A 12,090-nucleotide genomic window follows, 5' to 3' on the forward strand; every position below is an offset into this window, starting at 1 on the left:
TCAATACGTTCAAATAAGCGTTTTGAGACAGGGTAGAAACCGAACCTCCCATCACCTCGGTATGCTCGCCCCCCTTGCCATACACAGGCTTGTTCCAAGCCGTACATGTATGGATGAATTTTATGGATACACCTTACTAAAGAAATACAGGCCACACGCCAAGGAGTAATGATATGGACACCACGGAACCCTCCAGAGAAGCGTCATATTCGTCAAAATGGCAAGAGCGTTTTGCCTTTTACGACACCTATGGTGCACCTAAAACCGCTACCTGCAAAAAGGCATTCAAGCAGCTTCCTTTTCGAAAGAAGCTCCTGATCATTAGATGCTGGCCAGCCTTTTTTCTCGGACCTTTCTATTTGATTTTTGCTTTAGGTTTAAAGAAAAAAGGTTTAGCCATGTTAGGCATTGCCTTCTCTACCGGCTTACTTGAACTTTTATTTCAGGAGCTGACGGGGATTGATGTCCCCCAAGCGCTTGACTTTGGCATTAGCATAGGCTTTGCGATTGCTAACTCAATGATCGCCAATTACGCCTATTATCTTAAAGAAATGAAAAATACGCAGAGCTGGAATCCGTGGGAAGGTTTCTCGGCTTTCGGATAGATTTAGGCGGGCTAGCTCTCTCAGCTTGGAAGACTTCGGTTTTTACAACGACGTTGGTTATTTATCAAAATAGCCAACGTACCTCTACTGTAAAACCTCTTTACAGCGCTAAACTTGTCAGACATCTTATAGGTAGACCGGATAATTAATCTAAATAAGAAGGTGTTCCAGATGCATTCCGAGCCTGTTTTTCTCGCCAAACGCTCGCATAATCTTTCGCAGGAGCTGGCCAATATTCTCGATAGCCAGATACGCGATGGCCAGCTTAGCCCTGGCGCAAAACTGCCTTCCGAAGCGCAAATCATGAAGGCTCATGGCGTGAGTCGCTCGGTTGTTCGTGAAGCGCTTTCCCACCTTCAGGCAAACGGCAAGGTAGTCACCCGGCAAGGTATCGGCACATTTGTATGCGAGCCCATTATTCGGCTATCAGGCATGATTGATCCCTCCAGTGTAGAGACACTGCAGGATGTTCTTTCAGTCGTTGAAGTCCGAATCAGCCTTGAGTCCGAAGCGGCAGCCCTGGCAGCACAAAGACGCTCAGAGGCACATCTGACGCAGTTTAGAGCTCTGCTCGACCGTATGCAGGCACGGGCAAGAGCGTCCTCTCCCTCAGAGGATCTCGACATGGAAATGCACCTTTTGATCGCCCAGGCAACCGGTAATCGCTACTTTACAGAGATCATGAGTTGCCTTAGCCGAGAACTCATTCCACGTATGCGCCTGAACAAAGCCTTTAATGAAAGTTCGCTGTCCCAAGCCTATCTTGAGCGGCGCGATGCCGAACATGAAGACATCTATAACGCCATTGTCCGGCAGGATGCCATTGGGGCTGCAGCAGCTATGCGTCTGCACCTTAGTAACAGCCGAGAACGATTGGTAAAAGTGATGCAGTCACTTTAGAAGGGCCAGCTGCAATCAAAAAATAAGCAAAAGAGCATCATATCCACTTGTATGACGACTGATGAGAGGTTAGGCTAAATTCACAACAACAAACCTCATGGCTCTCAGCAGGGTGCAATACATGAATCCGCAAGAACTCAAGCACACCCTTTCATCCGGATTGCTGTCCTTTCCGGTAACCGATTTCGATGCGCAGGGCGAATTCCGCCGCGATACCTACATCAAGCGCCTGGAATGGCTGGCACCCTATGGTGCCAGCGCTCTGTTTGCGGCTGGTGGCACCGGTGAGTTCTTCTCGCTGGACCAGAAGGAATACTCCGACATCATCAAAACGGCCGTGGACACCTGCAAGGGCATGGTTCCGATTCTGGCCGGTGCCGGTGGCCCGACCCGCGTGGCGATCCAGCAGGCTCAGGAAGCCGAGCGCCTGGGCGCCCAGGGCATCCTGCTGCTGCCGCACTACCTGACCGAAGCCAGCCCCGAAGGCGTAGCCGCGCACGTCGAGGCGGTGTGCAAGTCCGTCAAGTTTGGCGTGGTGGTGTACAACCGTAACGTCTGCCGCCTGAAGCCTGACCAGCTGGAAATGCTGGCCGAGCGTTGCCCGAATCTGATCGGCTTCAAGGATGGCATGGGCGATATCGAGCTGATGGTCTCCATCCGCCGTCGTCTGGGTGATCGCTTCACCTACCTGGGTGGCCTACCGACCGCTGAAGTCTACGCCGCGGCCTACAAGGCCCTGGGCGTACCGGTGTACTCCTCAGCGGTGTTCAACTTTGTTCCCAAGACGGCCATGGACTTCTACAAGGCCATCGCTGCGGATGACCACGAGACCGTGGGCAAGCTGATCGATGACTTCTTCCTGCCGTACCTGGACATCCGTAACCGCTGCGCAGGCTATGCGGTAAGCATCGTCAAGGCCGGTGCGAAGATCGCAGGCTACGACGCCGGTCCGGTACGTGCACCGCTGACTGATCTCAAGCCTGACGAGTACGAGCGTCTGGCTGCGCTGATGGACAAACTCGGTCCGCAGTAAGCATTTGGGCCGGTTGCGTGCCCCTACGCAGCGTATTGCAACCGAGCCTGTTTTACAGCCAAGGGCGGCCCGCTCCGCCCTTTTTGACAATGCAGTACCCGCCACAACAATAAAAGTGGGAGAGCATTCATGAGCCACACCGCTCAATCGGCTGTATCAGCCGACGTTCTGGCGAGCGCAGTCGCCAAGGTCAAGCGACATGTCCTACCGCTGTTCATCATCATGTTCATCGTCAATTACATTGATCGCGTGAACATCGGGTTTGTCAAAAACCATCTTCAAACTGACCTGGGCATTGGTGTAGCCGCCTATGGTCTGGGCGCTGGTCTGTTCTTTGTCGGCTATGCGCTGTTTGAGGTCCCCTCCAACATCCTGCTGCAACGGGTTGGCGCACGCGCCTGGCTGACACGCATCATGGCCACCTGGGGCATCGTGGCTGCCATGATGGCCTTTATCCAGAACGAAACGCACTTTTATATCCTGCGCTTTCTGCTCGGTGTGGCCGAAGCGGGCTTCTTTCCGGGTGTCATCTACTACTTTACTCGCTGGCTACCCGGTGCCGAGCGCGGCAAGGCCATTGCGCTATTCCTTTCCGGATCGGCTATCGCCTCGATCATTTCCGGCCCGGTAACAGGCGCCCTGCTGCAAATCGAGGGGCTGGGCCTGCACGGTTGGCAATGGATGTTTTTGATCGAGGGGCTTTTCTCCGTTGCGCTGTGCGGCTTTGTCTGGTTTTGGCTGGACTCACTGCCCCATGATGCCAAATGGCTAAAGCGCGAAGAGCAGGATGCTCTGGTATCAGCCATTGAGGATGAGCAACGTCAGCGGGAACAGGCACAGACGGTTAAACCGACTCTGATGCAACTGCTCAAAGACTCCCAGATCATGCTGTTCTGCGTGATTTACTTTGCCATCCAGCTGACCATCTATGCCGCCACGTTCTGGTTGCCCAGCATCATCAAGAAAATGGGCAACATCAGCGACTTTGAGGTCGGGCTGTTCAACTCCGTACCCTGGCTGATCTCCATTGTGGCCATGTATGCCTTCGCCTCGCTTTCGACACGCTGGAAATTCCAGCAGGCCTGGGTTGCCGTTGCCCTCCTGGTAGCGGCGGCAGGCATGTTCATGTCGACCACAGGCGGCCCCATCTTTGCCTACGTTGCCATCTGCTTCGCCGCCATCGGCTTCAAGTCCGCATCCTCATGCTTCTGGCCGATTCCCCAGGCGTACCTGGATGCTCGCATCGCAGCAGCCGTATTGGCCCTCATCAACTCGCTGGGCAACCTGGGTGGCTTCGTTGCACCGACTGTCTTCGGCATCCTTGAAGAGCGGACCGGTTCAATCCAGGGCGGCCTTTATGGCTTGGCGGCTACGTCCATCCTGGCGGCCATCGTGGTGTTCTTTGCCCGGACCAAGCCCAAAGGACAGAAACCAGACGCCGGCAGCACAGGCCTGGAACTCAAGCCCGTTTAACTCCCACTACGCCCGGCTTTACCGCTGGGCGTTACCTAAACAAGCGTACCGGCAGTACTCCACTGCCTGCCACAAGAATAAAGCGTGAAGAGGAATAGGTATGAACGTACAGGTCACTCATGAGGCTCTCACACAAGCGCCCGTCATCACCGACATGCAGGTCGTTCCGGTTGCAGGACACGATGGCATGCTGCTCAACCTCAGCGGCGCACACGGTCCGTTCTTTACTCGCAATATCGTTATCCTGAAAGACAATGCAGGTCATGTTGGCGTGGGTGAGGTACCCGGCGGCGAAAAGATCCGGCAGACCCTTGAAGATGCTCGTGCACTCATCGTTGGACAGACCATTGGTACCTACAACAACATCCTTAATCAGATGCGCCGTACGTTCGCGGATCGTGATGCTGCCGGTCGAGGCCTACAGACATTTGACCTGCGCATCACCATTCATGCCGTAACAGCTGTAGAAGCCGCCCTATTGGACCTGCTCGGTCAGCACCTGGGCGTTCCGGTTGCCGCCCTGCTGGGCGAAGGTCAGCAGCGCGACGCTGTAGAAATGCTGGGTTATTTGTTCTACGTAGGCGACCGCAACAAGACTAATCTTCCCTACCGCAGCGAGCCAGAGGCCGACAATGACTGGTTCCGTGTGCGCCATGAGGAAGCCCTGACTCCGGAAGCTGTGGTGCGCCTGGCCGAAGCAGCCCATGCCCGCTACGGCTTCAACGACTTCAAACTCAAGGGCGGCGTGCTGCGCGGCGAAGAAGAAATGGAAGCGGTGACGGCTCTGGCTGAACGTTTCCCCGAAGCGCGGATCACGCTGGACCCGAACGGTGCCTGGTCACTCAAGGAGGCGATCGCTCTTTGCCGTGACAAGCATGACGTACTGGCCTATGCCGAAGATCCCTGTGGAGCTGAGGATGGCTACTCCGGTCGTGAGGTGATGGCTGAGTTCCGTCGCGCCACAGGCCTTCCGACTGCTACCAACATGATTGCGACCGACTGGCGTCAGATGGGTCATGCTATCCAGCTGCAGTCCGTGGATATCCCGCTGGCCGACCCGCATTTCTGGACGATGCAAGGTTCAGTTCGTGTTGCGCAAATGTGCAATGACTGGGGCCTGACCTGGGGTTCGCACTCCAACAATCACTTTGATATTTCCCTGGCCATGTTCACCCACGTCGCTGCGGCCGCGCCAGGAAAAATCACAGCCATCGATACACACTGGATCTGGCAGGACGGTCAGCGCCTGACCAAGGAGCCTTTCCAGATCAAGGGCGGTCTGGTCGCTGTTCCGCAAAAGCCGGGACTGGGCGTCGAGATCGACATGGATCAGGTTGCCAAGGCCCACGAGCTGTACAAAGGCATGGGACTGGGCGCACGGGATGATGCTGTCGCCATGCAGTTCCTCGTGCCGAACTGGACATTCAATAACAAGCGTCCTTGCATGGTCCGCTGAATTTGTTCGTTCCATCAATACACGCAGCATAGCCGTACCTTGGAGTAAAACAATGAAAAAAGCTTTATGCGCCTCCCTTCTGACTGCATTCGTTTCACTCACTGCAAGCAGTGCTTTTGCTGCAGAGGAAACCAAGTGGCCTACTCGTCCGGTACAGGTCATTGTGCCTGCCAGTGCGGGCGGTGATACGGATTTCAACGCCCGCACTATGGCTAAGTACTTTACCCAGATCACGGGTAAATCGATGGTCATTACCAACATGGGCGGAGGTGGCGGCTCTGTAGCTACCTCCCAGGTCAAGAATGCCGAGCCCAACGGCAATACGATCCTGTTTGCTCACGTCGGCCAACTGATTGTCAACGAGGTTTCCGGCCTGGTGGATTACAGCTATGACGCCTTCGACATATCCAGCATCGCTGCGGTAGACAAAGGAGCCGTATTTGTATCGGGTAAGCCATCCGGCGTCGACTCACTGGACGCACTAATCGAAAAAGCCAAGGCAAAACCTAATAGCGTTATCTATGGAACAGAGCTGGGCGGCTTCTCGCACTTGCAGGGACTTATCTTCCAGAAGCTTGCCGGGGTACAACTTAAGATGGTTGATACTGGTTCGGCAGCTGAGAAAGTCACTTCCCTGCTTGGCGGCCGTATCGATATGTCTGCAGTGAGCTATGGCGCCGTACAGGACTATGTCAAAACCGGCGATATGCATATCCTGGCGCAGCCTAACGAAGAGCCGAACCCGCTTTTGGGTGATGTAAAGACCTTCAAGTCTCAGGGTATCGACTTTGTCATGGATAAGCCCTACATCATCGCCTTTCCCAAAGGGACGGACCCAGCCATCGTTAAGAAAATGGCTGACGTCATGAAGCAGATTACTGAATTGCCTGCTTATGCGAAAGATCTTGAGCAGGGCTTCAAGCAGCCGGTCAGCTACTACAATACTGAACAGGCTGTTGCTCGTCTGAAGGAAACGCGCGAAACGTTCATGCAGTACAAGGATATGTTGCAGCAAAACAAGTAAGCCACCCTGCCAGCCAGGCTCGTCAATCGAGCCTGGCGCTGCTGTTTCCATGTGAGGACGTTATATGGAAAGCCACAAGAAAAAAGAGCTTGTGATCGGCGTGGTTATGCTTGGCGCTGGTCTGATTTACCTGTTCATGACAATGAACTTACCCCGCAAAGGTTTTGTTGACGCCGCCTTTGTACCTTATGCCCTCTCTATGATGATGTGCCTGTTAGGCGTAATGCAGTTGATTGCCAGCAGAAAGCCGGCCAACCCTGAGGGGGACAACGAAAGCGTCAGTGCTCCGGCTGATTATGCAACTGTATTGAAGACGCTGGGGTTGATTGTTCTTTATGCGGCCCTGCTGGATACAGTAGGTTTTCTCGTGATCACCGCGCTGTATCTCTATCTACAGTTCATCGTACTGACACCCGCCAGCCACCGTGTCAAACATGTGAACTATCTGATCATTGCCGTTATCGCCTCAACCTCTATCTATTTCATCTTCCGCCATGGCTTCGATCTGATGCTACCGGCCGGATTCCTGGACCTATAAGGAGACGGCCATGTTAGAACTCTTGCAGGAAGGCTTTTCCGCCGTATTCTCGTTTCAGATTTTAATCCTTATTACCTTGGGCGTAGCCGTTGGGATCGTATTTGGAGCGGTACCGGGTCTCACCGCTGTCATGGCAATCGCTCTGAGCCTGCCACTGACTTACACAATGGGACCTGCTGCGGGTTTGTCGCTGTTGGTATCACTGTATATTGGCGCGACTTCAGGCGGCTTGATTTCGGCCATCCTACTGAAGATTCCTGGCACACCCTCGTCCATTGCGACAACGTTTGACGGCGCGCCGATGATGGAGAAAGGTGAAGGCGTCAAGGCACTCGGTGCAGGGATTGTATTCTCGTTTATCGGTACGATTGTCAGTATCGCTGCACTCATGTTTATCGCTCCCTGGCTAGCCAAAGTTGCCCTGCGGTTTGGCCCTCATGAGTATTTCGGGATTGCGATTTTTTCCCTGACGCTGATCGCCACGCTTTCGACCGGCTCGATGATCAAGGGCCTGTTTTCCGGCGTAGTAGGCTTTGTCTTTGCCACGGTAGGCATTGCACCGGTGGATGCCATCCGGCGCTTTACCTTTGATACCCCTAACCTCAACAGCGGTTTTGAGATTCTTACCGTGCTGGTGGGCATTTTTGCCATCTCCGAGATCATTAAAGTCGCTGAAAGCGTGCGGTCAGAACGCAAGGCGGCCGTTGCTTCGGTCAGCATGAAGCAGATCAAGGGATTTGGTTTCTCAATGAAGGAATTCATTGGTCAATTGCCCAACTCGATTCGCTCATCATTGATCGGTATCGGCATCGGGATTCTACCCGGCGTAGGAGCTGGCACCTCGAACATCGTGTCCTACATCGTGGCCAAGAAACGCTCGAAGCATCCCGAGAAGTTTGGCAAAGGTGTAATCGACGGTGTGGTAGCCAGTGAAACCGCTAACAATGCCGGAATCGGCGGTGCGATGATTCCGCTGCTAACTCTGGGAATTCCCGGCGATGCCGTCACAGCCATTCTGCTGGGTGGTTTTATGATTCATGGTATTCAGCCAGGACCGATGCTATTCATGAGTCAGGGACCGCTGGTATATACCATTTTTGCCGCCCTGCTCCTGGCTTCCGTCATGATGTTGATATTGGAATTTTATGGCCTGCGTATCTTCATCAAACTGCTTGCCGTACCTAAGCACATCCTCCTGCCCATCATCCTTGTACTGTGCGTAGTGGGTGCGTTTGGCCTGAGTAGCCGTATCTTCGATATCTGGACCATTCTGTTGTTTGGCCTGATTGGCTATGGCTTTGTGAAAGGCGGTATACCTGCTGCGCCATTTATTATCGGATTTATCCTCGGGCCGATGGCCGAAACCAACCTGCGGCGTGGGCTGATGCTTTCGGATGGAAACTTCACGGGGTTCCTGACCAATCCGATTTGCGCCACTTTCCTGGCTTTGGCTGCTCTCTCGGTCGCCTGGCATGTGTATGGCACGCTGCGCCCGGCCAAGAAGGGAGGAGCCGCCGAACTAATGCGCTCCTGACCTTACCGCCCGGTGCGAATGCACCGGGCGCGTTTGAGTTAGCACCACACGTCGCGAGCGTCTTATTAACAGTACACAACAAAAAGCTGACTAACCTTTAAAAGAGGCCAGACGAACATACTCCATCTCTTTACAGGAGACGCTCATGAGCGAGACCACAAATCAAACGCCTACGCTCTTACTGATTGGTCCTTTATTGCCAGCGCTACAGCAGCAGATCGAATCGATGTATGCAGTCTACAAGCTCTGGGAAGTCGAGGACAAAAACACCTTTTTCAAGAGTCATGGTGACTCTATTCAAGGGATTGTCACCAGCGGAATTCATGGCTGCAAAGGCGAGGTAATACGGGCGCTTTCCAACCTGAAAGTTATCGTTAGTTTCGGCGTGGGTTATGACGCAATTGACATTGCTACTGCACGAGACCGAGGGGTAGCGGTCAGCAATACACCAGGCGTACTGGACGACTGCGTGGCCGACACTGCATTTGCCCTGCTGATCGACGTAGCTCGCGGCATCAGCGCGGCAGACCGCTTCGTTCGCAATGGCCGCTGGCTCAAGGAAAAGTTTCCCCTGGGACGCAAGCTCGGCGGCAAGACCTGCGGTATTGTGGGGTTGGGCAACATTGGCAAAGCCATAGCCAAGCGGGTTTCCGCCTTTGACATGAATGTTGCTTATTATGGTCGCCATCAACAAGCGGATGTGCCCTACCGCTACGAGCCGGACCTGAAGGCGCTGGCCAGCCAGTCCGACTTTCTGGTGCTGGCGGTCCCCGGTGGTAACGCGACCCATCACCTTATCGGTACAGACGTACTACAGGCATTGGGCAAGGATGGCTTCCTGATCAACATTGCCCGTGGTTCGGTGGTAGATGAAGCCGCGCTATTGAGTGCACTGCAACAAGGCGTTATTGCAGGCGCCGGGCTTGATGTATTCGCCCATGAACCCGAAGTGCCTCAGCCATTACTGGAAATGGATAACGTTGTCCTGACACCCCATCTGGGCAGCGGGACGCATGAGACACGTCAGGCCATGGCCGATCTTATGCTTGAAAATCTCAATCTGTATTTCACGAGCGGAAAACTCAAGACCCCCGTGTAATCCACCGAGCCTCCAACGGTTTCACCGGAGGCTTAACGTTCCCTTCTCAACAGGAGACACGACCACCTTCAGATCGCTTACATACCAACAAGGCGGGCTTGTCCGAACCCCGTTCCATGGCCTGCAGTAGGTCTGCCGACATTGGACTGCAAAACGCTCTTGATAGTGACAAGAACAATCAACCTATTCAGAGAGTTACGTCATGGCACATACCGAATCGGTTTCCAAAAAGGCAGTCAGTACTTCCCGTTATTCTCTTTCCAACCTCGCCAAGGTGCTCGGCCCTGGCATTATCGCAGTGCTCTCCTGGCTAGGCGCGGGCGACCTGATCACCTCATCGGTCGCCGGCTCGAATTATGGCTATGCCATGATGTGGGTATTGGCCGTATCCCTTTTGCTCCGCTTCTTGATCGTCAACATCATTGCCCGCTTCCAGCTGTGCAACAACCAGGGCATGAGCATCCTGCAAGGCTATGCCCAACTTCACCCGCTCTTCGCCTACTTCATGTTTGGCTATGCGCTGATCATGGCACACCTGACCAATGCCTACATGATCAAGGGGGCCGGCGAGGCGCTTTCGACATTACTGCACATTAACCAGCCCTTATTGTGCTCGGTGGCGGTCGTGCTGGCCGTGTGGATGCTGGTGGGGCGAAACTTCTATGCGATGATCGAAGGCGTCATGAAGTTGCTGCTGGCTATCATGACGCTGGCCTTCCTGACCCTGGCGATTATGGCTACGCCGGATATGGGCGGCATCCTGCGTGGAACCATCGGTTTCAGCATACCGGCCGATGAAGGCGTTCACGGCGCGCTGCTGGTGGCGGTGTCTGTCATTGGTGCCGTGGCGGGTTCGTTTTCCAATTTCGTTCACCCCTATGTGATGAAGGAAAAAGGCTGGACAGGGCCTGAGCACAAACGCATCCAGCGTAACGACCTTCTGTTTGCGGTGATTGTCGGCATCATTATCAACCTGGCCATCTGGGTCGTAGGCGCAGAGATCCTGCGACCCAACGGTATTCAGGTCAATACGCTGGATGATCTGGGCGCTGCGCTGGAGCTGTATTTTGGCCAAGGGGGATGGCTGATCTTCTTTGTGGGCGTGTTCGCAACGCTGTTTGCCAGCATTTCAGGCAAGACAACCGCCCTGCCCATGTTGATTACCGATGCTTTCCAGTACATCCGCCCCGGTCGCCGTGAGCGCTACGGCAAGGTCCTGCACCATGATCCGATGCATAAGTGGTTCATGCTGTTCATCCTGGTTACGCCATTGGTGTGGTCGCTTCCGGGAATGCCTAACTTCGTTACCCTGACGATCGCAGTCAATGCCTTGAACATCATTGGTCTGCCGGTGATCTCCCTTGGGCTGCTAATCATGTCCAACCAGAAATCACTGTTGGGTAAATACCGGAACAACTGGTTCGAGAATATCGCGCTGGGTTTCGCGACAGCTTTGGCCGTATGGATTGCTTTCCAACTGGGTATCAATCTGTTCAGCTGACCCACATGGCCTGAGGGTTTCGTCCCTTAGGCCTTCCTCAAAGTCAACCGTTCCAACCAGACACCGGCTCTTTCTTCCATACCTAATCAATACAACGTAGGTTCTAATGAGTGATAGGCTTTTGACCTCTCTAAGCCAGCCAGTCCAGTGACAGAAACAGGCGCTTCTCGCCCGCCGCCAAGGCAGGCGAACAATGCACGATGCCTGCCCCTTCGTTGCCCTCCCATTTGTCACCCTTGAGTAGCGCCACTGCACCCGGCGCGAGTTGATGGGCTTCGTCCAGAGAGATAGTGGTCAGCTGGCCTTTGCCTGACCAGAGACTGCCCGGCCCGGAATAGGTCGTCACCAGCCGAAGCGGCACGTGGTCAACGTGAAAGCGTGGGCACATTGCCTTGTCCAGCAAGCGCAAACGCACCCCGACTCGGCGGGCATTGAGCAAATAGGCGAAGGCTTTGACCAGCCAGGCGACGTCTGCAACAAACCCTTCGTAGCCCTCCAGATCCTTATGGGTGCCGGCCAACTGACTCAGATTGGGTTCGGCTTCTGCATCCTCCAGTTGCACTACCAGAGACTGGGCAAATGGCTCGGCCAAGCCGGTCAACATCCGGGCGAACTGTTCAATGTGCAAAGGAAGGCAGCGGTTCCAGATGGCGAGGTTGATACCCTCATGGAGTACGTCGGCTAATACGGCAGGGGTATCGCCTGCTACCTGCCGGGGTGTAACGCTAGGTTCTGCCATGTTCATCAGACTCACTTTTTAAAGCGTCAGGCACAGGCTTGCTTCCCCACCTAACAAACAAGAGGCCAGTATGTTGGGTGTAAATGCGTATTGACACAGCACGGGCAGGACCTGCCGGATATGGACTCAAACACAAGATATTAGATTAAGTTATAACATAACATAAGTTAGCTTTTAAGGATGCCTTT

At 54.2% G+C, this 12,090-nt stretch carries 11 protein-coding genes; 10 read left to right on the plus strand and 1 reads right to left on the minus strand.

What is annotated here, in order from left to right:
- Positions 1–173 precede the first annotated feature (173 nt).
- The 10 genes from B3729_RS20445 to B3729_RS20490 all read left to right on the plus strand — a co-directional run bounded on the left by B3729_RS20445 (position 174) and on the right by B3729_RS20490 (position 11,163).
- Entirely contained in the window at positions 174–605 is a 432-nt protein-coding gene (locus B3729_RS20445) for a DUF2628 domain-containing protein (RefSeq protein ID WP_219652769.1), read from the plus strand.
- Positions 606–776: 171 nt separating this feature from the next.
- A complete protein-coding gene (locus B3729_RS20450; RefSeq protein ID WP_074826326.1) occupies positions 777–1,505 on the plus strand; it encodes a FadR/GntR family transcriptional regulator in 729 nt (242 codons plus the stop codon).
- A gap of 121 nt (positions 1,506–1,626) precedes the next feature.
- The gene (kdgD, locus tag B3729_RS20455; protein WP_074826324.1) at positions 1,627–2,538 is read left to right on the plus strand and encodes a 5-dehydro-4-deoxyglucarate dehydratase; all 912 of its coding nucleotides are present in this window, start codon (positions 1,627–1,629) and stop codon (positions 2,536–2,538) included.
- A 129-nt stretch (positions 2,539–2,667) separates the two neighbouring features.
- Positions 2,668–4,011, plus strand: a complete 1,344-nt coding sequence (locus B3729_RS20460; protein WP_286788848.1) for an MFS transporter — start codon at positions 2,668–2,670, stop codon at positions 4,009–4,011.
- A 100-nt stretch (positions 4,012–4,111) separates the two neighbouring features.
- Entirely contained in the window at positions 4,112–5,467 is a 1,356-nt protein-coding gene (gudD, locus tag B3729_RS20465) for a glucarate dehydratase (RefSeq protein WP_197870505.1), read from the plus strand.
- A gap of 52 nt (positions 5,468–5,519) precedes the next feature.
- Entirely contained in the window at positions 5,520–6,491 is a 972-nt protein-coding gene (locus B3729_RS20470; RefSeq protein ID WP_010798245.1) for a tripartite tricarboxylate transporter substrate binding protein, read from the plus strand.
- Between the two features lie 64 nt (positions 6,492–6,555).
- Positions 6,556–7,029: a tripartite tricarboxylate transporter TctB family protein gene (locus B3729_RS20475; protein ID WP_010798244.1), complete on the plus strand. Its 474-nt coding sequence runs from the start codon at positions 6,556–6,558 to the stop codon at positions 7,027–7,029.
- Positions 7,030–7,039: 10 nt separating this feature from the next.
- On the plus strand, positions 7,040–8,563 hold the full coding sequence (locus B3729_RS20480; RefSeq protein WP_219653733.1) for a tripartite tricarboxylate transporter permease: 1,524 nt from the start codon (positions 7,040–7,042) through the stop codon (positions 8,561–8,563).
- Between the two features lie 145 nt (positions 8,564–8,708).
- Positions 8,709–9,662: a 2-hydroxyacid dehydrogenase gene (locus B3729_RS20485; protein WP_286788849.1), complete on the plus strand. Its 954-nt coding sequence runs from the start codon at positions 8,709–8,711 to the stop codon at positions 9,660–9,662.
- A 202-nt stretch (positions 9,663–9,864) separates the two neighbouring features.
- The gene (locus B3729_RS20490) at positions 9,865–11,163 is read left to right on the plus strand and encodes an Nramp family divalent metal transporter (protein ID WP_122042600.1); all 1,299 of its coding nucleotides are present in this window, start codon (positions 9,865–9,867) and stop codon (positions 11,161–11,163) included.
- Positions 11,164–11,293: 130 nt separating this feature from the next.
- On the opposite strand, the gene B3729_RS20495 is transcribed toward B3729_RS20490, so the two are convergent.
- Positions 11,294–11,908, minus strand: coding sequence for a DUF1826 domain-containing protein (locus B3729_RS20495; protein WP_286788850.1), 615 nt, complete (start codon positions 11,906–11,908; stop codon positions 11,294–11,296).
- Between the last annotated feature and the right edge of the window lie 182 nt (positions 11,909–12,090).

The organism is Pseudomonas sp. UBA3149, assembly GCF_002364655.1.
GTDB classification, from domain to species: Bacteria; Pseudomonadota; Gammaproteobacteria; order Pseudomonadales; family Pseudomonadaceae; genus Chryseomonas; species Chryseomonas luteola.

Bases quoted from the DNA above. Each gene is read 5' to 3' on its own strand.
- B3729_RS20445 (WP_219652769.1), top strand. From the start codon at position 174: ATGGACACCACGGAACCCTCCAGAGAAGCGTCATATTCGTCAAAATGG.
- B3729_RS20450 (WP_074826326.1), top strand. From the start codon at position 777: ATGCATTCCGAGCCTGTTTTTCTCGCCAAACGCTCGCATAATCTTTCG.
- kdgD (WP_074826324.1), top strand. From the start codon at position 1,627: ATGAATCCGCAAGAACTCAAGCACACCCTTTCATCCGGATTGCTGTCC.
- B3729_RS20460 (WP_286788848.1), top strand. From the start codon at position 2,668: ATGAGCCACACCGCTCAATCGGCTGTATCAGCCGACGTTCTGGCGAGC.
- gudD (WP_197870505.1), top strand. From the start codon at position 4,112: ATGAACGTACAGGTCACTCATGAGGCTCTCACACAAGCGCCCGTCATC.
- B3729_RS20470 (WP_010798245.1), top strand. From the start codon at position 5,520: ATGAAAAAAGCTTTATGCGCCTCCCTTCTGACTGCATTCGTTTCACTC.
- B3729_RS20475 (WP_010798244.1), top strand. From the start codon at position 6,556: ATGGAAAGCCACAAGAAAAAAGAGCTTGTGATCGGCGTGGTTATGCTT.
- B3729_RS20480 (WP_219653733.1), top strand. From the start codon at position 7,040: ATGTTAGAACTCTTGCAGGAAGGCTTTTCCGCCGTATTCTCGTTTCAG.
- B3729_RS20485 (WP_286788849.1), top strand. From the start codon at position 8,709: ATGAGCGAGACCACAAATCAAACGCCTACGCTCTTACTGATTGGTCCT.
- B3729_RS20490 (WP_122042600.1), top strand. From the start codon at position 9,865: ATGGCACATACCGAATCGGTTTCCAAAAAGGCAGTCAGTACTTCCCGT.
- B3729_RS20495 (WP_286788850.1), bottom strand. From the start codon at position 11,908: ATGAACATGGCAGAACCTAGCGTTACACCCCGGCAGGTAGCAGGCGAT.